The sequence below is a fragment of the Kitasatospora sp. NPDC057015 genome (genome assembly GCF_042673745.1).
GTDB lineage: Bacteria > Actinomycetota > Actinomycetes > Streptomycetales > Streptomycetaceae > Kitasatospora.
The window spans coordinates 17,124-35,991 of record NZ_JBHUSG010000028.1 but is presented as its reverse complement, the minus strand read 5'-3'; the positions used below and the strand labels follow the sequence as shown (position 1 = coordinate 35,991).

Sequence of the window (18,868 nt, the reverse complement as noted above, 5' to 3'; positions counted from 1 at the left end):
GCGCGAGTCCGCCGAGCCCACCCCGGGCTCCCCGGGCTCCGCGGGCCCGTGCCCCGGCCCGGACCGACCACGAAAGGAGGACCGATGAAGCCGGTCCTGGAAGTACGGGGACTCCGCAAGGAGTTCCCGGGCGTGCTGGCGTTGGACGGAGTCGACTTCCGGCTCTTCCCCGGCGAGGTGCACGCCCTGATGGGTGAGAACGGCGCCGGCAAGTCCACCCTGATCAAGGTCCTGACCGGCGTGTACGAGGCCGACGGCGGCAGCGTGACGCTGGCCGGCGATCAGGTGCGGATCACCGGACCGCTCCAGGCGCAGCAGGCCGGCATCTCCACCGTCTACCAGGAGGTCAACCTCTGCCCGAACCTGTCGGTGGCGGAGAACCTCTTCATCGGCCGCGAACCGCGGCGCCGTGGGCTCATCCACTGGGCGGAACTGCGGCGCCGCGCCGCGGAGTCGGTGGCCGCGCTCGATCTCGACATCGACGTGACGGCGCCGCTGGACAGCTTCTCCATCGCCGTCCAGCAGCTCGTCGCGATCGCCAGGGCCGTGGACGGTGACGCGAGGGTCCTGATCCTGGACGAGCCGACCTCCAGTCTCGACCGCGACGAGGTCGCCCGACTCTTCGCCGTGATCAGGCGGTTGCGCGAGGCGGGAGTGGCGATCCTGTTCGTCTCGCACTTCCTCGACCAGATCTACGAGATCAGCGACCGGATGACCATCCTGCGCAACGGCCGCCTGGAAGGTGAGTACCTCACCAGGGACCTCGGCCAGGTCCAGCTCATCTCCCGCATGATCGGCTCCGAGCTGGCGACGCTGGAGAACCTGGCACACGAGAACCGGAAGAAGCCCGCCCGGCCGAAGGCCGGTGCCTCCTTCCTGCGGGCCGAGAAGCTCACCCGCCGCGGCGCCGTCGAACCGTACGACCTGACCATCGGTCAGGGAGAGGTCGTGGGCCTGGCGGGGCTGCTGGGATCCGGTCGAACCGAGGCGGCCCGGCTGCTCTTCGGCGCCGACACCGCCGACGGCGGTTCCGTGCACATCGAGGGCACCGCGACCGCCCTGCGCAGTCCCCGCACGGCGATGGGGCACGGCATCGCCTTCTGCTCGGAGAACCGCAAGACCGAGGGCCTGGTCGGCGAGCTGACCGTCCGCGAGAACATCGTGCTGGCGCTCCAGGCCGCCCGCGGCTGGCTGCGCCCGCTCGGCCGCACCGCGCAGGACGAGCTCGCCCTGCGCTGGATCCGCGCGCTCGACATCCGCCCGAGCAACCCCGAGGCCCTGGTGCGCAACCTCTCCGGCGGCAACCAGCAGAAGGTCCTGCTGGCCCGCTGGCTGATCACCGACCCGAAACTGCTCATCCTCGACGAACCCACCCGCGGCATCGACATCGGTGCCAAGGCCGAGATCCAGAAGCTCGTCGCCGGGCTCGCCGAGCAGGGCATGGCCGTGCTGTTCATCTCCGCCGAGCTGGAGGAGGTGCTGCGCCTCAGCCACAAGGTCGGTGTGCTGCGCGACCACCGGATGGTCGCCCAACTGGCCAACGACGGAACGCTCACCCCGGAGCACATCATGGAGACCATCGCGAGCGGAGCCCAGGGATGACCAAGCACCGCCTCTTCTGGCCCGCCGCGGTACTCGTGGCCATGCTGCTGGCCAACGTGGCCTTCACCCCGGACTTCTTCGCGGTCCGGATCAAGGACGGCCACCTCTACGGCAGCCTGATCGACATCCTGCACTTCGGGGCGCCGCTGATCCTCGTCGCGCTCGGAATGACGCTGGTGATCGCGACCGGCGGGATCGACCTGTCGGTCGGCTCCACCGTCGCCATCGCCGGCGCCCTGGCCTGCCTGCACATCAGCGAGTCCGCCGACCCCGGGAGCGTGGGGACGGCCCTGACCGCGGTGGGCCTGGCCCTGGCGGTGGCCCTCGTCCTCGGCACCGTCAACGGCCTGCTGGTCTCCGGGCTGGGCGTGCAGCCGATCGTGGCCACGTTGATCCTGATGGTGGCCGGGCGCGGGGTCGCCCAACTGATCACCGACGGCCAGATCATCACCGTCACCAGCGACCCGTTCAAGCTGATCGGCGGCGGCTACTGGCTCACGCTGCCGTTCGCGATCCTGCTGGCCGCCGCGATGGTCCTGGCCACCAGCCTGCTGACCCGTTCCACCGCGCTGGGTCTGCTGCTGGAGTCCGTCGGCGGCAACCCCGTCGCCAGCCGCCTGGTCGGCATCCGCGCCCAGCGACTGATAGCCCTGGTGTACGTGTTCAGCGCGGTGTGCGCCGCGGTCGCCGGCCTGATGATCAGCTCGAACGTCTCCGCCGCCGACGGCAACAACGCCGGCCTGTGGATCGAGCTGGACGCCATCCTCGCGGTGGTCATCGGCGGAACCTCGCTCAACGGCGGACGGTTCTCGCTCGGCGGCACCGTGATCGGCGCGCTGGTCATCCAGACGCTCTCCACGACCGTCTACACCATCGGCATCCCGCCGGAGACGACGCTCGTCTTCAAGGCCCTCGTCGTGATCACCGTCTGCCTCATCCAGTCGCCGCAGTTCCGCACCAGGATCGCCCGCCGCCGTGCCACCGGCCGCGGCGAGTCCGCGCCGACGGCACCCGCGAACCTGGAGGTCGGTGCGTGAACACCACACTCGTAGCCAAGCTGCGCGACCAGATCCCGCTGCTGGTCACGGCCGTGCTCCTGGTCGCCATGTTCGGCGCCGGCTCGGTGCAGTACGACGGCTTCTTCTCCGGCCAGGTGCTGCTCAACCTGCTGATCGACAACGCCTTCCTGCTGGTCGTCGCCGTCGGCATGACCTTCGTGGTGCTGACCGGCGGCATCGACCTGTCGGTCGGGGCGGTGGTCGCCCTCTCCACCATGGTGTCCGCCTGGCTCGTGGAGAGGCACGGCTGGCCCATCCTCGTCGTCGTCCCGCTCGTGCTCGCGATCGGGGCCGGGCTCGGCTGGGTGATGGGCTGGGTGATCCACACCTTCGAGATCCAGCCGTTCATCGTCACCCTGGCGGGCATGTTCCTGGCCCGCGGCCTCTGCTACACCATCGGCGTCGAGTCGATCTCCATCACCGACCCGACGTACACCTCGATGGCGCAGAGCCACATCCCGCTGCCCGGGGGAACCTTCCTCTCGCTGAGCGCCGTGATCGCGGTGGCCGTGGTGATCGTCGCCTTCGTCGTCCTGCACCACACCCGGCTCGGCCGCAACGTGTACGCGCTCGGCGGCAGCGAGCAGTCGGCGCTGCTCATGGGCCTCCCGGTCGCCCGCACCAAGATCACCGTCTATGCCGTCAGCGGCTTCTGCTCGGCGCTCGGCGGGGTGCTGCTGACCTTCTACATGCTCTCGGGCTACGGCCTGCACGCGGTGGGCCTGGAGCTGGACGCGATCGCCGCCGTCGTGATCGGCGGGACGCTGCTGACCGGCGGCTCCGGGTACCTGCTGGGCACCGTCCTCGGGGTGGCCGTCCTCGGCCTCATCCAGACGATCATCAGTTTCCAGGGCACGCTCAGCTCCTGGTGGACGAGGATCGTCATCGGCGGGCTGCTCTTCGTCTTCATCGTGCTCCAGCGCCTGATCATCATGCGGCGCCGCGCCTGACCCGGTGCGGGCCCGCACCGAGCCGCGACATGTGATCGTTAACAATCTGAGCGGCGCATGCGGGTGAAAGCGCCCTTCACCCGTGGCCCCAGGTGCGCGGCAGCTCGCCGCCACCCCGGATTTCGCTGACCGGGGACTTCCCGCTTCCACCCCCGGTCCTGCGGACCGTTCCGCCCCTTCCGAGGGTGAGGCGGCGGAACGTAAGGGTCGGCCGCCGGGCCGCGACGGAGCGGACCAGCCGGCGGCCGACCGACAACCTCCCCAACTACCCACGAAAGACGACACCGTGACCGCAACACCCCCCGCCGTGGACTCGGAGAGCTACGCCGTCGGCGTCGACTTCGGCACGCTGTCCGGGCGTGCCGTCGTCGCGCGGGTGGGCGACGGAGAGACCCTTGGCTCCGCCGTCCATTGCTATCGGCATGCCGTCATCGAGGAGCGGTTGCCCGGTTCGGGTTGTGTGTTGCCGCCCGACTGGGCGTTGCAGGATCCGGAGGACTGGCGTGAGGTGCTGCGTGTGGCGGTGCCGGCGCGCATGCCGCTGGCGCAGACCCCGCAGTGGGCGGGGCGTCCGCATGCGTGGCCCAAGTTGTGGAAGCACCATGCCGCGCAGGGGCAGGCGGACCGGATCAACGCGCTGGCCCATGCCCGCGGTGAGAGGTGGATCTCCCGCTACGGCCGTCCACACCATCGCCCTGGGCGCGGCCCTGCCACCCCAGCACCTGCTGGACCGGCACTTCACCCGTAAGCACGGGCCCGGCGCCTACTACGGCAAGAGCACCCCGTCCTGACCGGGCCCGCCTCGCCATCGGCACCGATTCCCGGTCGGTGCTGTGTCGTCCACGCGTCTGCGACGACGAGGCCGGGATCGCATCAACTTCCCTGGTGCTGCGATGATGCGGAGAATGGATGCTGTCGAGGACCCGGTAGCCGTGGTGGCGTGCTTGCGGGCGGAACATCAGAACGAGCCGTGGCCCGGGCGGTTGAACGGGGTCGAGGTGGCGGGTGTCGACCTGGCGTCGCTCGAAACAAGGCTGGGTGGCTGCACCTACACCTGGGTCGCCAACGGCGGCTCCCTCCACGAGCGGGGTATGGGGACGGTGCGGCTTGTCCTCGGTCAGCTCGAAGCGGTCCTGCCCGAGCTCGCCGAGGACGAGAGCGCGCACCTCTGGTACCGGTTGCATCGGATGGCTCAGCTCATCGTGGCTCACAACACTCCATCGATCGAGGTGACTTCCTGAGAGGTCACGTGGACGGGTTGTCGAAGTCCGAGCAGTCCCAGGGCACTGCGTGCCGCGGTGCGGGTTGACCTCGGCGAGTTCTGGCCCGGTGACGCTTCGTGGCCGCCGCGCCGGCTTTTGCGGACCATAGACTGCCCGCATGTCGCACACGAGTCCGGCGGTTGATCCGCTGGAGCGCCGTTGGCCGTCAACGTCCGCCGATGACGAACTCCGTCTGCAGTGGGAGTTCCTCGCCTTCCTCCGGGTCACCGTCGTCAACAAGATCGCCGGCCTGGACATCGACCAGGCGGCGGCCACTCCGCTGCCGACGTCTCCCTTCATGAGCCTGGCGGGAGTGGTCAAGCACCTCACGGCGGTGGAACGCTTCTGGCTGTCGATCGTCGGGGGCGGCTCGGACCTGCCGTCCTTGTGGGTGGCGGACGATGTCACCGCGGAATGGCGGGTCGGCGAGGGCGACACCCCGGCCGGCGTCGTCGCCGCCTATCGGGCGCAATGGTCGCTGTCGGAGCGGGCGTTGGCTCACAGGAGCGCGGGCGACCGCGCTGCGCGGAGCGTCGACGGCGAGGAGCACACCGTGCGATGGCTGCTCAGCCATGTCATCCAGGAGACAGCCCGCCATGTCGGCCACATGGACGTGCTGCGCGAGATGGCGGACGGCACGCGCGGCGAATGAGGCGGGATCACGGCCGTCGGAGCGGGCGCTCGTCCCAGCGGTGGGCGGTCCAGGCGTCGGAGGCAGCGGGCGAGGCGCTGGAATGCAGCCGGAAGTGCCGCCGGTCGACTCCGCGACACGGGCGGGTGCTAGCTTCCTTCCCGTGGTTGAGCACCAGGACGAGACCAGGGCGGCCTACGACGGCATCGTCGAGCTGTACGCGTCGATGTTCGCCGACCGGCTGGAGACGCGGCCGTTCGCGCGGGCCGTGCTCGGCAGCTTCGCCGAACTGGTGCGCGGGACGGGGAATCCGCGGGTGGCCGACGTCGGGTGCGGTCCCGGACATCTGACGGCCCTGCTGCACGACATGGGACTGGACGCCTTCGGGCTCGACCTCTCCCCGGCCATGGTCGACCACGCCCGGCGGGCCCATCCGGAGCTGCGGTTCGACGAGGCGCGGATGGAGGCGCTGCCGGTCGAGGACGGTGTGCTGGGCGGTGTGCTGGCCTACTACTCGATGATCCACACCCCTCCCGGGGAACTGCCGGCGCTGCTCGCCGAACAGGTGCGGGTCCTGGCGCCGGGGGGCCTGCTCCTGGTCTCGTTCTTCGCGGTGGACGGACCCGAGCCGGTCCGGTTCGACCACAAGGTGACGCCGGCCTACAGCTGGCCGGTGGACCGGTTCGCCGAGCTGCTGGCCGAGGCAGGCCTCTTCACGGTCGCCCGGCTCGTCCACGACCCGGAATCCGAACGGGGCTTCCTCGACGCCCACTTGCTGGCCCGCCTCCGCTAGGGCGGCCTCGGGAGTTGTCGCTCCCGGCTTCCCTGCGGATCCTCGGAAGGCAGGAGAAGCCCCCTTGCCGGTCCGGAGGGTACGGTCGACCTCGCCTCCAGCCGGCCGTGCCCCCGGAACCGCCAGCCGATCGGCGCCGGGGCTGGTCCTTTCGGGTGGCCGCGGGTTGGGCGGACCACCAGGTGGGCAGAGCCTCCGGCATGACCCCTCCCACCCCTCCCACCCCTCCCACCAGGCGCGGCCGACGCCGGCGCCGCCCGGCCGCGCCCACCGCGCCCACCGCTCCGTCGTCCGCGGCTCCGGTCCGCGCCCACCCGCCCGCCGTACCGTCCCGGCCGGGCGGCGCCGGCTGCTGCCGGACGTGGTCCAGCGAGCGCATCTCCCTCGGCGGGATGGTCGTCCGCACCACCTGGCACGAGTCCGCGTGCGGGATCTGGGGCCGGCCGTGACCGCCCCCGCCCCGCAGGCCCGGTTCGAGCCCGGCACCACGGTGGTGCGCCGCGACATCCACGCGGGCAAGGTGTGGTCCGCCCAGCCCTACCGGGCGCTCGCCGACAGCGGCACCGTGCTGCACCTCGCCTACTGGCCCGGCATCCGCTCCCTCGCCCCCACCACCTGGGCCACCGCGCTGCGCACCGGCGACGACGCCGTCCGCAAGCGCGGACTGGCCGACCTCGCGGCCGGCAGCTGGGAACTCGGCCCCTGGGCCTGGCGGCACACCGTCGTCCGCTCCCGCTTCGAGAGCGGCGAGTGGTTCTCCCTCCACTACTTCCAGGACCCGGCCACCGCCGAACCACTGCGCCTGTACGTGAACTTCGAGAAGCCGGCCCGCCGGACACGGATCGGGATCGACACCCTGGACCTGCTCGTCGATCTGGTGGTGGAGCCAGACCTGTCCTCCGCGATCTGGAAGGACCAGGACGAGTACGACCACGGCCGCCGCCTCGGCTTCGTCAGCGACGCCGACCACCACCTGGTCGAGCAGGCCCGGATGCGCGCCGTCGGCCTCCTCCAGGACCGCTCCGGCCCCTTCGCGGAGCCGTGGCCCACCTGGGCACCCGACCCCGCGTGGCCGCCGCCCGAGCTGCCCGACCACGCCGACCGCGTACCGATGGGCACCGCGCGGTGACGGTCACGGCGGTGACGCCCGTACGGGTCTGTGCCGTCCTGCTCCACGACGCCCGCCTCTGCCTGATCCGCCGCCGACGCCCCGCCGGATGGCAGTACTCCCTGCCCGGCGGCCTGGTCGAGAACCCGGACCGGCGATCGGGAGCACGCGTGGGCGTTCGACGAGGTCGCGGAGAGCGGAGAGCGGGGCGACGGGCCGCCGAGGTCGGTTGGGGCGAGGGCTCAGTGCGGTCCGGATCCGGCGTTCAGCCAGGTGCCGATCGCGGGGAGTGCGTCCGGTCCGTTGTCGCTCTCCACCGAGGAGACGAGATCGGCGATGGTGACGCCGGCCAGGGAGGCCCGCCAGGCGGCGTCCGCGGCTCCCATCGCCCGGGCCACGGGGCATTGCTTCGTGCACTCCTCGGGCGGCGTCGCGAACGGGCCGCGCTGGCGTATCTCCGTGCACACGAAGGCCGGGCTCGCCCCGTCGACGGCCTGCACCACGTCCAGGAGGGTGATCTCCCTGGCGTCCCGGGTGATCACGTAGCCGCCGGTCTTGCCCTGGACCGAGCGCACCAGCCCCGCCCGTGAGAGCGCCTGCAGCTGTTTGGCCAGGTAGCTGGGGGAGACCTCGTGCAGTTCGGCCAGCCGGGCGGCCGGTACCGGCTCGGCGGCCGCGGTCAGGACCACGCAGGCGTGCAGCGCCCACTCGACGCCGCCGGACAGTTTCATCTCGCCTCCCGAAGTGACTCGGACATATACTATCCGAGTAGCGTCTCGGACAATATGTATCCGAGTTTGCGTCCGGGTCGACCCCGGCTCACGAGAGAAGGCACGCCGTGAAGATCACCGTCATCGGAACCGGCCTCATCGGCTCCCAGCTCGCCGCCGAGCTCGAATCGCAGGGCCACGACGTGAGGGCGGCATCGCTGTCCTCCGGCGTCGACCTGCTGACCGGAGCCGGCCTCGACGAGGCCCTCGCCGGTGCCCACACCGTCGTCAACGTGACCAACTCCCCGACCTTCGACGACCGCTCCCTCGACTTCTTCCGCACCACCGTCGGCAACCTGCTCGCCGCCGGCGAACGCGCCGGCGTCCGCCACCAGGTCGTCCTGTCGATCGTCGGCGTGGACCAGGTCCCCGAACTGGACTACTACCGCGCCAAGGTGCTCCAGGAGGAACTGCTGCGCGGCGGTCCCACCCCGTACTCGATCGTCCGCGCCACGCAGTTCTTCGAGTTCGTGGAGCCCACGATGTCCTGGACCTCGGACGACACCGCCGTCCGGCTGCCCGCCACGCCCGTCCAACCCATCGCCAGCGCCGACGTGGTCGACGTCCTCGCGGAGGTGGCCACCGGGTCCCCCCTCGACGGCGTCCTGAACATCGCCGGCCCCGAGCGGTTCACCCTGGACGAGCTCGGCCGCATCACCCTGGCCGCCCGCGAGGACGAGCGCCCCGTCGTCACCGACGACCAGGCGGGCCTGTTCGCCGCCGTCCACGGCGACGTCCTCACCCCCGGCCCCGGCGCCCGCCTGGCCCCCAGCCGCTACCGGGACTGGCTGAAGCGCTGAACACCCGACACCGTCGTCGGCCCCGCCGGAGAAGGGCCCTTCGTGCGGGGCGGCCGCAGCAGGGTACGGGTGGTGCAGCAGGGTACGGGTGGTGCAGCGGGGCACGGGTGGTGCAGCGGGGCACGGGTGGTGCAGCGGGGTACGGGCGGGCGCCGCTACCCGCCGAAGGAAGCCCGGCGGACGATGGAACCCGCAGGTGCGGTGCGGCCGGTGGGCATCGGCGGCAGGGCGCGGTACAGCACGCACCGGCGAAGCGGCCCTCCGGGAACACCGGGATCCTCGAAGTCGTCGGCCGGGTCGCGGGTCATGCCGATCCGGTGCATCACCGCCTGGGACCGGAGGTTGCCGACGGTCGTCGACGCAACGATCTCCGGCAGCGCGAGGGTCTCGAAGCCGAAGGCCAGGCAGGCCAGGGCGGCTTCTGTGGCGTAGCCGCGGCCCCACGCCGAACGCTTCAGCCGCCACCCGACGTCCACCCCCGCGAACGGCATGTCCTCGTCCACCTCGTCGAGGCCGACGCGGCCGACGAAGTCACCGGTCTCCCGCGCTTCGAGTGCCCACCACCCGAAACCCCGCCTGTCGAAATCGGCCTGCATGAGCGTCACCGCGGCATCGCTCTGCTCCCGCGTCAGGAGTTCCCCCAGGTGTTCCCGGACCTGGGGATCGGCGTTCATCGCCGCCCACGGTTCGAGGTCGGACTCCCGCCACCGGCGGAGCAGCAGGCGATCGGTACACAGCTCTGGCATGCCGGACAGCAAACGCCATCAGGCTCACGGTGTCGATCGGATAATCCTGTCGGGGGCAGCTGCCACGCCCTGCCCGCCCCGCCCGCCGCCTGGCCACCGGGGGCGCAGCCCGGTCGGTGAGCGCGCGTGCACCGTTGATCTGCCCGCTGCCCCGTCCGGTCGCCGGCGGTGCGCTTCAGCAGCGGACGGAGGGCTTGAGGGTCCGGCCGCACGACTGTTCGAAGCCGGTGGGGGAGGCGGTGTCCGGAGTGCGGGCGACGCCGGCGTCCAGGCCCTGGTCCTTGGCCCGCTTCATGTCGACGACGCCCCGGACGAACGCCTCGTTGAGACCATGGCCGACGAGGACGGTGTGCAACTCGTCGAGCGGCTGGCGTTCGTAGCGGACGGGGCGGCCGAGCTGTTCGGTCATGATGCGGGCCAGGTCGTTGGGGGACAGATCCTGCGGGCCGAGGACCGGGACGCTGTCGGTGCCGGTCCACGAGCGGTCCAGCAGCAGGCCGGCGGCTACGGCCGCGATGTCGGCGGTGGCGACGAGCGGGGCCTTGCGGTCGGCGTCGACGGAGTCGGTGAAGACGCCGTTCTCGCGGATCGAGGCGGACTCCTCCAGCAGGTTCTCGAAGAAGGACGGGTTGGCCAGGGCCCGGTAGGCGACGCCGCTGTCGGCGATGAGGTCGTCCATGGCGAGCGAGGCGGTGACGAGGCCGGCCCGGTCGGCGAGCGGGGTGCCGCGGCCGAGTGCGGAGACACCCACGACGTGGCCGACGCCGTGGGCGCCGAGCGCCCGCACGGCGGGGCGGGTGAACTCGCTGTAGGCGTCGTACGGGGTCAGGGTGGCGTCCGGGGGGACGAGCCAGAAGACGGCGTCCGCACCCTCGAAGGCCCGGTCGACGACCTCGGCGTCTCCGTGCGAGCCGGTGATCACTTCGACACGTCCTCGCACCGCGTCCGGAAGCCGGGCGGGATCGCGCACGATGACGCGCAGTTCCTCGCCCGCGGCCGGGGCGGAGTCCAGGAGGCGGCCGAGCAGGTGACGGCCGATGTTTCCGGTGGGAGCCGTAATGACGATCATGAAATCCTCCTGGGTCGTACGGGTGCGGTTCGCCCTCCATCCTGTTGAGGACCCCGGTGCTGCCACAATGGGAACATCGGCAAGGAATCATTGACTGAAGTGGAACAATGCTGGTGAACAGTCCGGATCCGGTCATCGACGCGAATCTCGCCGTCGCGCTGGACGCTCTGCTGGCCGAGCAGAGCGTCACCCGGGCCGCCGCACGTCTGCACACCTCGCCCGCCGCCATGAGTCGCACGCTCGCCCGGCTGCGCCGCGTCCTGCAGGATCCGCTGCTGGTGCGGGCCGGACAGACCATGGTCCCCACCCCACGTGCCCAGGCCCTGCGCGAGGAGGCCGCCACGGTGGTACGCGGCCTCCAGGCGCTGCTCGGCCCCGGCGCGAGCGTCGACCCCGCCACCCTGCGCAGCACCTTCACCCTCCAGGCCGCGGACCTGGTCGGCGCGGCCCTGGCCCCCGGACTGCTGCGACTGGCCCGGCTGGAGGCACCGGGGGTGTCGTTCCGGATCCGGGCCGAGGAGCTGGAGGCCGGGCCGGCCCTGCGCGACGGCCGGATCGACCTGGAGATCGGATCCATCGACCACGTGGACCCCGAGACCCGGGTCGAGGACCTGGTCGGCCTCCGCATGGTGGCCGCCGTCCGGCCCGGCCATCCGCTCACCGAAGGGCCGCTGACACCGGGCCGGCTCGCTGCCGCCGAACACGTCGCGGTCAGCCGCCGGGGCCGCTTCACCGGCCCCCTCGACACCGCCCTGGCGGAGCAGGGCCTCCATCGCCGGGTCGGCGTCGTCCTCCCCAGCCACCTGGCCGCGATGACCCTCGCCGCTCGCAGCGACATCGTCTGCCTCGTGCCCGCCGCACTCCCCGGCGCCGGCCCCTCGCCCCTCACCCGGGAGGCCGACGCCCTCGGACTGCACCTCCTGGACCTCCCCCTGGAGCTGCCACTACTGACCATCGCCATGGCCTGGCACCCCCGACACACGGCCGACGGAGCCCACCGCTGGCTCCGCGACTCCGTCCGACGCACCCTCCGCGCACCGGCGGCGGCCTCCGGGCTCACCACGGCGGACGCGGCCGGCCCCCGGTAGGGCGACACCGCCCCGGCCGGTGCGGACGCGGGCCTGGCGACGGCATGTCGGAGGCCGGGAGCAGGTCGAGGAGTCGGGCGCGGGCCGGGGAGTGGTCGGGCGGAGGCCGCGCGGACACCGCCGGTCGTCCGACCTCGACGGGCGGTGCTGGGACCCGCGAGGCCCCGGGGGTGGGGCTACTTGGCCGCGGCCCGGCGTTGGGCGGCGGCGAGCACCAGGGCGGCCGCGCAGGCCAGCAGCGTCGCCACGATCACCGCCGTCCAGCCGCGGCGGAAGCCGTCCAGCGCGTCCTGCGGCCCGTGCGGGGTGCCGATCAGGCTGACCGTCAGGGCTACGCCCACCACCGCGCCGATCTGCCGGGCCATCGTGGTGATCGCCGAGCCGGTGGCGAAGCGCGTGGGCGGCAGCGCCGCCGCGGCGGACCCGATGAGGGTGGGCAGGGTCAGTCCCACACCCAGGCCGGTGAGCAGCATCCCGGGCAGCAGTTCGGTGGCGTAGCCGGGCCGGACTCCGATCGCGACGGTCCACCAGCCGATGCCGGCGGCGAACAGCAGGGTGCCGAGCGCGGCCAGCCGTCCGGGGCCGAGCCTGCGCACCAGTGCGGCGCTGCCCAGGGCGACCGGCGGCACCAGCAGCGGTCCGGGGGCGATGGCGAGTCCGGTGCGCAGCGCCGAGTACCCCCAGGCCTGCTGGCACCACAGGACCGAGGTCAGCAGCATGCCGGCGAAGGCGAGGGTGAACAGCAGGGCTGCGGTGTTGGCGGCGGCGAAACTGGGCACCCGCAGCAGCGGCAGTTCGACGATGGGGGCGCGGTGGTGCGCCGAGCGGCGTAGGAACCAGGCCGTCAGCAGGGCGCCGGCGAGCATGCCGCCCAGGACTCGGGTCGAGCCCCAGCCCCAGTCGTCGCCCTTGACCAGGGCCACGGCGACGGCGGCGATGGCGGCGGTGAGCAGGACGGCGCCGAACAGGTCCGGCAGCGGTCCGCTCTCCCTGCCGCGAACCCTGGGCAGTACGCGGGCCCCCACGATGATGGCGGCGATGCCGACCGGGACGTTGGCGATGAACACCCAGCGCCAGTCGGCCTCGACCAGCAGTCCGCCGAGGACCGGTCCGAGCCCGGCGGCGATCCCGCCGATCGAGGCCCAGGCCCGGATGGCGCCGGGGCGTTCGGCCGGGGGAGTGGAGTCCAGCAGCAGGGCCAGTGAGGTGGGCATCAGCGCGGCCGCGCCCGCCGCCTGGACCACCCGGGCGGCGTCGAGCCAACCGACGGCCGGGGCGAGCGCGCAGAGCGCGGAGGCCGCGGTGAAGACGGCCAGTCCGGCGAGGAACACCTTCCGGTGGCCGATGCGGTCCGCCAGCCGTCCGGCGGGGACGAGCAGCGCGGCGAAGACGATGGCGTAGCCGTTCAGCACCCAGGACAGGGTGGTCAGGCTGCTGCCGTGGAAGTGCTGCTGCATCGCCGGGAGGGCGACGTTGACGATGAACAGGTCGAGGTTCGAGACGAAGACCGCGGCGGCGACCACCAGGAACGCGGCCCGGCGGTGGGGTTGGCCCTGTTCGGTCGGCGCGACTAGTGGGTTTGATATTCCAACTGTGTCCATGGCCCGGAACGCTAGCGGTAGTGAGTTTGAAAACGCAACCTCCTATGGCAGGCTGGTGGAGTGACCCCGCACACCGATGCCCAGCCCGCAGCCACCCACCCCGCTGCCGCCGCACTGCCGGGACGCCCCTGCTCCATCGCAGCCGCGCTGCACGTCCTCGGCGAGAAGTGGGCCCTGCTCGCGGTGCGCGAACTCTTCTACGGCAACCACCGGTTCGACCGGATCGCCCGCAACACCGGTGCCCCGCGCGACCGGCTCACCGCCCGCCTGCGCGCCCTGGAGGACGCGGGAGTGATCGAACGCCGCGCCTACAGCGAGCGCCCGCCGCGCTACGAGTACCACCTCACCGAGGCCGGCCGGGACCTCGCCCCGCTCACCCAGGCACTGCTCGCCTGGGGCGACCGCTGGCTGTCACCCGAACCGCCGGTGGTGCTGCGCCACCACCCGGACCACCCGGACCACCCCGGCCACCCGGACCACCCGTTGGACGCGGCCTGGACCTGCCGCACCTGCGGGACGGAGGTGCGCAGTCCGGACGTCAGCCTGGAGATCCACTCCCCGGGCTGGGACCGCCAGGGCCTCGTCGCCCCGAGCCCTGACGCGGGCGACCCCGTCTGACAGGAACGCGGTTCACGACCCGAGCCGAGGGGTCCAGGCGCCGCCCGGAGACTGACGGCGCGCCACCTGGGCTGCGACATGCTCCCCGATCGCTGCCGAGGCGTTCGAGTCTTCCCGACACCCGACGTACTGCTCCTGATCCACCACCGGGCGACACCACTCAGGGCTGCTGGACCGTCCCGGCCGGATGCCGCGCACGGCCCCCCGGCCGAGACGTCACCCTGGTGCAACGGCGGTACGGAAGGTGCTCAGCCGCGCCTCGTCCGGGCCCGGCACCCCGTCACCTGCCTTCCGTCACTGGGCGCGGCGAAGCTCCAGGTCCTTCCCGAGCTGGTCGAGCATGCTGGCCGGATTGTCGAAGTCGTAGCTCTCCAGGCCGCTCAGTTCGAGATCGAGACGCAGGGAGCGGAGCGCCAGGTTGCGTGCGCCGTAGAGCGTCGAAGGCTGCGCCCCGGTCCGGGCCCACTTCTTGCACTCGTGGCGTAGGAGCAGCACGGCGCCTCGCGTGGTGGCGTCCGCGCACATGCCGCCCGCCGAGTAGATCCACGCGTTGATCTCCTGCGCCACCTGCCCCGCGGTCTGGGCCGTCGTGGGTTCGGGGGCACTGTGGGAGAGCCTGCCGAGGATGCGGAAGATGTCCGGATAGGAGGCCAGGCGGGCCCGGAGCAGGTCGAGAGACCAGGTGACCTTGAACTCCTTGATCCATTTCCGCTGCTCCCGGCGTAGCTGCACGATGCTGATCAGGGCACCCGCTCCGGCCACGAGCAGTGCGACGATTCCGGAGACGATCGCAGACTCCACGGGTTCTCCCACGGCTGGCGGGCAGTCCTGCCCGGATGAATGAGAGTGCGCCGAAGCCGGCCTCCGGCAGTTCGATTGCAGCAGGCACAGTTCCCTGTTTGGAGGTCAACTTGTCACAATCCGATTGCAGTTGACTGCTCCACCTGCCGTCGGGGCTCGCGGCCGCCGGCCGGCCGGGGCGATCACCGCACGTCGACCAGCGGCATCGGGGCGTGCGGCCGGTCCGGGAGTCGGCGCAGGTGCTCGGCAGCCGTGGCCGCCTCCGGGCTGTGCGGGAACCTCTCGATGATCTGCTGCCAGATGTCCCGGGCCCGGTTGAGGTCGTCCACGCGACGCTGCCGTTCGGGGCGGCTGCCGTTGGCACCGGCCGCGCGGGCTTCCAGGCTCAGGGCGAGGTGCGCCCATTCCCCCGATTTGCCGCGCGAGGTGTCGAGGGCGGCCTCGAAGTGGGCGATCGCCTCGTCGAACCGTGCCCGACGGTAGGCGATCCAGCCGCAGGCGTCCTCGCAGTCGGCGAGTTGGCCGGAGTCCAGCCGGGCACGCCGGGCCCGCTGCAGCGCGCCCTCGGCCAGCAGGTTCGCCTGGTCCAGCCGGGTGCCCTGGTCGGCGAGGTACTGGGCCTGCCGCATCGTCAGCATGACCATCCGGGCCCGCAACGGCATCTCGTCGTCGGTGCCCCTGCTGCGGGCCAGCTCGTGGGCGCAGGCCGTGCCGGCGTCCTCCAGGGCCTGCACCACGGCCTCCGGGCACTCCTCCTCGGCCAGCAGTTCGGCGAGCCGGTCATGCCGCCGGGCGTCACCCGGGCAGCTGCCGCCGGCGGCCAGGGCGGCCCGCAGCGCGACGACGGCGTCCTTGGTCCGGCCGAGCAGGTGCAGCACCTCCGCCTCCTCCTCCTGCACGCCGGCGTCGAAGGCACGGTGCGGTCCCGGCTCCCGGGTGATGACGGCCAGCTCGTGCAGGGCCCTTTCGAGCAGCCGCCGTCGCTCCTCGCCGCTCCTCGTCTCCGCCTGCTGCCGGTAGGTGGCGGCGAGTTGGCACCGGGCGCGGTCCCGCTCGGCGCCGACCTGGAGGAGTTCGACGAGCCGTCGCAGGTGCTGCTCGGCCAGCTCGTACTGGGCGAGTTCGCGGTAGACGCCGGCCAGGGTGAAGCGGGGATAGGCGTACAGCGGGGCGAGGCGCAGCGCGTCCTGGCAGTCGGGTACGGCGTCGGAGGCCCGGCCCTTCGCCGCGTACACCTGTCCCCGTCCGGCGAGTGCGCGGGCGTGGGTGGGCAGGTTCGGGGGCTCGCCGACGAGTTCGATGACCTCGGAGCCGGTCTCGATGGTCATGCTGAGCGGCTGCCGTTCGAGTGCCAGCGTGTAGGCGTCGATCGCGGCCTGGTGCAGCCGGGCCGCCTCGGGCCGGTGCCAGACACCTCGCTGCGAGTCGCCGAGGGCCGCCTGTATCTCGGCATGTTCCACCCGCCACAGCAACGGCCTCGGCACGTCGCCGGGCAACTCGGTGGCGACCGCCTCATGCAGGCAGTCGGCGGCCCGCGCCAGATGCCGCCGCTCCACCTCCGACGCACTGTGCGCGGTGGCCAGTTGGAGGTGCAACAGCCCCAGCTGCCGGGAGACCAGTCGCAGTTCCGGCAGCTCGACGGACCACGTGTCGCGCAGGTGCTCGATCTCCGAGACGGCCGCTCCCAGCCGCGCCCGGTTGGCCGACCGGTCGAGATCGCTGGCGGCCGCGTTGGCGCGCGCCCAGGCCCGCACCCAGCGCTCGCGGGGTCTGCGGTCGGGGTCCGCGTGCGGATCCGGCTCGGCGAGCAGGTCCTCGTCGCTCAGATCCGGCAGGTGGGCGTAGTACGCGGTGCCGGGCACGATCGCCCGGCCCGTCCGGCGGGCCGGCGGCGAGCTCTCCAGGTCCGCGACGAACGCGCTCACGGAACTGCGCAGGTGGGTGTCCTCCGGGTGCTGCGTGAGCGCGATTCCGGCCAGGCCCAGGGCTCCGACGACGTCCTGCTCGCACCGGCGGGCCCGGGCGAGCATCAGCCAGGGCTCGGGGTCGTCCGGGTCCTGGTGCGCGGCCACGGTGAAGGCACCGGTCGCGGTCTCCTCACTCCACCGGAGTCCCGAGGTGATGTGTGCCATCGCCTTCAGGGCGTTGGGCTGCCGGGGATCCATGGTCAGGGCACTGAGATACCGGCTCAGTGCCTCGTCCCGGTAGTCCCGGCCCTCGGCGGAATCCTCGATCAGCCTGCCGATCCTGGCCTCGATCTCGCCGGTGTTCGCCCCCCACTTCAGCGCGGCCTGCTGATGGCGCTCGGCCCTGGCCAGGTGCCGTGCCCGGCCGCGGACGGATCGCAGCCGCGCCAGCTCCCGCTCGCACTCGGCCTGCTCCAGGCAGACGCTCGCGATGCGATCGGCCACCGGCCGCACGCCCGCCTCCTCGCCACCGGCGACCAGGCGACGGGCCCGTTCGTCGAAGAGGTACTCCGTCGCACGCCGCAGCAGCCGATTGGCCTCCGACACCTCGGCGAGGACCTGCCGCCGTCGGGCCCTGCCCCTGCGCACGGCGCGGCTGCGGGCCTGGCGCAGCAGGGCCAGGCCGAGCCAGTACGCGGCGAGCGTCCGTTCCCTGGGCTGGTCCGCACCGACCTCGGCGGCCCGGGCCGACTGCACCGCCTGCGCGAGCAGGAGATCCCGGCGGTCGACGTCCTGCTCGCGCGCGGCCCGGTCGAGGTAGGTCCTGGTCAGCTGGAAGCGGGCGGGCGCTAGATCGGGATCGAGGTCGATCGCCTGCCGCCAGAGCCGGCTGGCCGCGTTCTCGGTGGCGGGCGAGACGGGCAACCCGATGGCCGCGCGGACCCGGTCCTGCTCGCTCTTGACCGTCCCCAGGTTGTGGTACGCGGCGGCGTACCGCGGACTGTGCACCAGCGCGGCCCGAAAGTGCTGCTCCGCGCGGTCGAGGTACTGGAGATCGCCCTCGTGCAGGAAGTGGTCGTAGCATTCGAGGCCGTCGACGAGCATCTCGAAGCTGTGCACGTCGGCGCCGACGGCGTGGCCCTTGGGCTGCTCCAGCTGGATCCGGTGCGCCAGCTCGCGCGCCAGGACGGCCCCCGCCCGGCACGGGTCTCCGTCGACCTCGGTCTGTGCGGTCCAGCTCTGGCCCCTGCCGCCGGACTTGGCGGCCACCGCGACCAGCATGCCCTGGTTCTGCACCAGGGACCCCTGCATGGCCTGCCCGAGCAGGCGCGCGAACAGCGTCAGCACCGCTCCGACCTGGAGCTTGAACGGCCCCAGGGCCACCGTGCCCACCTCCGTGGGCTTGATCTCGGCGCCCAGCCCCGCCGCCGCGACCCCCGTCCGGAACGGCACCCTCGACAGCGTGACCAGCATCGTCTCGCCGCGCCCGCTGGCCGGGTTGAGCACATCGGCGGGCTGGTGGAACGGCTCCTGCGTCACCAGGTCGCGAATTCGTCCGAGTTCACGGTCGAGGAGCTCGGCGAAGCCGACCGCGACCTGTTCCACGTCGTCCCGCCCGGCCCCGCCGACCAGGTTCCGGAACGGGAGGATGCGGACGGTGCGGAAGCCGCGCAGGCTGACCGCGATCAGGAACACCCCGAGCAGCAGCGCCAGCACGGCGGGCAGCGTCCCGCGCCAGTGGGCCGCGCGGTCGACGATCCCGGCCAGGGAGAGCCCGAACAGCGTCATACCGAGGAACAGGACGATCAGCTTGCCCCCGAAAGCCCAGCGGAACAGTTGGATCAGTCGGCGCAAACGCCTCGCACCGTAAGGGGGCCACGACCACAGTAAGCGGACCGTCTCTCGCCGCAGGTGCTTGATCGAGGGCATGAGCTGCTCCTCTCGCCACTGCTTCCCTTCAAGCCTCTCCCCGCGGCCCCGGGCCCGTCAATCATTCCGTCTGACGGGAAACGACCCTCACAGGCGGTGACGGACACGCGGCCCGCACGGCTGCCGGAGAAGGGC

Annotated in this window: 16 protein-coding genes and 2 pseudogenes; 12 read left to right on the top strand and 6 right to left on the bottom strand. The window is 72.2% G+C overall.

Features of this window, described 5'->3' with window-relative positions:
• The first annotated feature begins 84 nt into the window (after positions 1–84).
• The 9 genes and pseudogenes from ACFTWP_RS24255 (at position 85) to ACFTWP_RS24215 (ending at position 7,425) form a co-directional block, all read left to right on the top strand.
• Positions 85–1,602 (top strand): sugar ABC transporter ATP-binding protein, encoded by a 1,518-nt coding sequence (locus ACFTWP_RS24255; RefSeq protein WP_380266825.1) that lies wholly within the window; start codon positions 85–87, stop codon positions 1,600–1,602.
• Complete coding sequence (locus ACFTWP_RS24250) at positions 1,599–2,639, top strand: ABC transporter permease (protein ID WP_380266824.1); 1,041 nt, start codon at positions 1,599–1,601, stop codon at positions 2,637–2,639. The genes ACFTWP_RS24255 and ACFTWP_RS24250 overlap by 4 nt, the downstream gene beginning before the upstream one ends.
• Positions 2,636–3,610 (top strand): galactofuranose ABC transporter, permease protein YjfF, encoded by a 975-nt coding sequence (gene yjfF / locus ACFTWP_RS24245; RefSeq protein WP_380266823.1) that lies wholly within the window; start codon positions 2,636–2,638, stop codon positions 3,608–3,610. The genes ACFTWP_RS24250 and yjfF overlap by 4 nt, the downstream gene beginning before the upstream one ends.
• A gap of 286 nt (positions 3,611–3,896) precedes the next feature.
• Positions 3,897–4,289: pseudogene (locus ACFTWP_RS24240) on the top strand (ribulokinase); the annotation flags it as partial.
• Positions 4,288–4,401: pseudogene (gene araD / locus ACFTWP_RS24235) on the top strand (L-ribulose-5-phosphate 4-epimerase); the annotation flags it as partial. The pseudogenes ACFTWP_RS24240 and araD, both read left to right, overlap by 2 nt.
• 114 nt (positions 4,402–4,515) lie before the next feature.
• Entirely contained in the window at positions 4,516–4,851 is a 336-nt protein-coding gene (locus ACFTWP_RS24230; protein ID WP_380266822.1) for a hypothetical protein, read from the top strand.
• A 139-nt stretch (positions 4,852–4,990) separates the two neighbouring features.
• A complete protein-coding gene (locus ACFTWP_RS24225; RefSeq protein WP_380266821.1) occupies positions 4,991–5,524 on the top strand; it encodes a DinB family protein in 534 nt (177 codons plus the stop codon).
• 142 nt (positions 5,525–5,666) lie between these two features.
• On the top strand, positions 5,667–6,296 hold the full coding sequence (locus tag ACFTWP_RS24220) for a class I SAM-dependent methyltransferase (RefSeq protein ID WP_380266820.1): 630 nt from the start codon (positions 5,667–5,669) through the stop codon (positions 6,294–6,296).
• 445 nt (positions 6,297–6,741) lie between these two features.
• Positions 6,742–7,425, top strand: coding sequence for a DUF402 domain-containing protein (locus tag ACFTWP_RS24215; RefSeq protein WP_380266818.1), 684 nt, complete (start codon positions 6,742–6,744; stop codon positions 7,423–7,425).
• Positions 7,426–7,646: 221 nt separating this feature from the next.
• On the opposite strand, the gene ACFTWP_RS24210 is transcribed toward ACFTWP_RS24215, so the two are convergent.
• Positions 7,647–8,135 (bottom strand): RrF2 family transcriptional regulator, encoded by a 489-nt coding sequence (locus ACFTWP_RS24210; protein ID WP_380266817.1) that lies wholly within the window; start codon positions 8,133–8,135, stop codon positions 7,647–7,649.
• Between the two features lie 107 nt (positions 8,136–8,242).
• Between ACFTWP_RS24210 and ACFTWP_RS24205 the strand changes: the two genes are divergently transcribed.
• Entirely contained in the window at positions 8,243–8,974 is a 732-nt protein-coding gene (locus tag ACFTWP_RS24205) for an SDR family oxidoreductase (RefSeq protein ID WP_380266816.1), read from the top strand.
• Positions 8,975–9,129: 155 nt separating this feature from the next.
• Here ACFTWP_RS24205 and ACFTWP_RS24200 read toward each other — a convergent pair whose 3' ends face one another.
• Together ACFTWP_RS24200 and ACFTWP_RS24195 are read right to left on the bottom strand one after the other, a co-directional pair.
• A complete protein-coding gene (locus ACFTWP_RS24200) occupies positions 9,130–9,720 on the bottom strand; it encodes a GNAT family N-acetyltransferase (RefSeq protein ID WP_380266904.1) in 591 nt (196 codons plus the stop codon).
• A 175-nt stretch (positions 9,721–9,895) separates the two neighbouring features.
• Positions 9,896–10,789, bottom strand: a complete 894-nt coding sequence (locus ACFTWP_RS24195) for an NAD(P)H-binding protein (protein WP_380266815.1) — start codon at positions 10,787–10,789, stop codon at positions 9,896–9,898.
• A 107-nt stretch (positions 10,790–10,896) separates the two neighbouring features.
• Here ACFTWP_RS24195 and ACFTWP_RS24190 point away from each other — a divergent pair, with 107 nt between their 5' ends.
• Entirely contained in the window at positions 10,897–11,877 is a 981-nt protein-coding gene (locus tag ACFTWP_RS24190; RefSeq protein WP_380266813.1) for a LysR family transcriptional regulator, read from the top strand.
• Positions 11,878–12,053: 176 nt separating this feature from the next.
• Here the strand turns inward: ACFTWP_RS24190 and ACFTWP_RS24185 are convergent, their stop codons facing one another.
• Positions 12,054–13,478 (bottom strand): MFS transporter, encoded by a 1,425-nt coding sequence (locus ACFTWP_RS24185; protein WP_380266812.1) that lies wholly within the window; start codon positions 13,476–13,478, stop codon positions 12,054–12,056.
• Between the two features lie 60 nt (positions 13,479–13,538).
• Here ACFTWP_RS24185 and ACFTWP_RS24180 point away from each other — a divergent pair, with 60 nt between their 5' ends.
• Entirely contained in the window at positions 13,539–14,096 is a 558-nt protein-coding gene (locus ACFTWP_RS24180; protein ID WP_380266810.1) for a winged helix-turn-helix transcriptional regulator, read from the top strand.
• Positions 14,097–14,390: 294 nt separating this feature from the next.
• On the opposite strand, the gene ACFTWP_RS24175 is transcribed toward ACFTWP_RS24180, so the two are convergent.
• Together ACFTWP_RS24175 and ACFTWP_RS24170 are read right to left on the bottom strand one after the other, a co-directional pair.
• The gene (locus tag ACFTWP_RS24175) at positions 14,391–14,897 is read right to left on the bottom strand and encodes a hypothetical protein (RefSeq protein WP_380266808.1); all 507 of its coding nucleotides are present in this window, start codon (positions 14,895–14,897) and stop codon (positions 14,391–14,393) included.
• Positions 14,898–15,079: 182 nt separating this feature from the next.
• On the bottom strand, positions 15,080–18,658 hold the full coding sequence (locus tag ACFTWP_RS24170) for a hypothetical protein (protein ID WP_380266807.1): 3,579 nt from the start codon (positions 18,656–18,658) through the stop codon (positions 15,080–15,082).
• Positions 18,659–18,868 lie beyond the last annotated feature (210 nt).

What these genes read in the sequence shown, in the direction of transcription:
- ACFTWP_RS24255 (WP_380266825.1), top strand. Translation starts at nt 85, where the DNA reads ATGAAGCCGGTCCTGGAAGTACGGGGACTCCGCAAGGAGTTCCCGGGC.
- ACFTWP_RS24250 (WP_380266824.1), top strand. Translation starts at nt 1,599, where the DNA reads ATGACCAAGCACCGCCTCTTCTGGCCCGCCGCGGTACTCGTGGCCATG.
- ACFTWP_RS24230 (WP_380266822.1), top strand. Translation starts at nt 4,516, where the DNA reads ATGGATGCTGTCGAGGACCCGGTAGCCGTGGTGGCGTGCTTGCGGGCG.
- ACFTWP_RS24225 (WP_380266821.1), top strand. Translation starts at nt 4,991, where the DNA reads ATGTCGCACACGAGTCCGGCGGTTGATCCGCTGGAGCGCCGTTGGCCG.
- ACFTWP_RS24210 (WP_380266817.1), bottom strand. Translation starts at nt 8,135, where the DNA reads ATGAAACTGTCCGGCGGCGTCGAGTGGGCGCTGCACGCCTGCGTGGTC.
- ACFTWP_RS24200 (WP_380266904.1), bottom strand. Translation starts at nt 9,720, where the DNA reads ATGCCAGAGCTGTGTACCGATCGCCTGCTGCTCCGCCGGTGGCGGGAG.
- ACFTWP_RS24195 (WP_380266815.1), bottom strand. Translation starts at nt 10,789, where the DNA reads ATGATCGTCATTACGGCTCCCACCGGAAACATCGGCCGTCACCTGCTC.
- ACFTWP_RS24190 (WP_380266813.1), top strand. Translation starts at nt 10,897, where the DNA reads ATGCTGGTGAACAGTCCGGATCCGGTCATCGACGCGAATCTCGCCGTC.
- ACFTWP_RS24185 (WP_380266812.1), bottom strand. Translation starts at nt 13,478, where the DNA reads ATGGACACAGTTGGAATATCAAACCCACTAGTCGCGCCGACCGAACAG.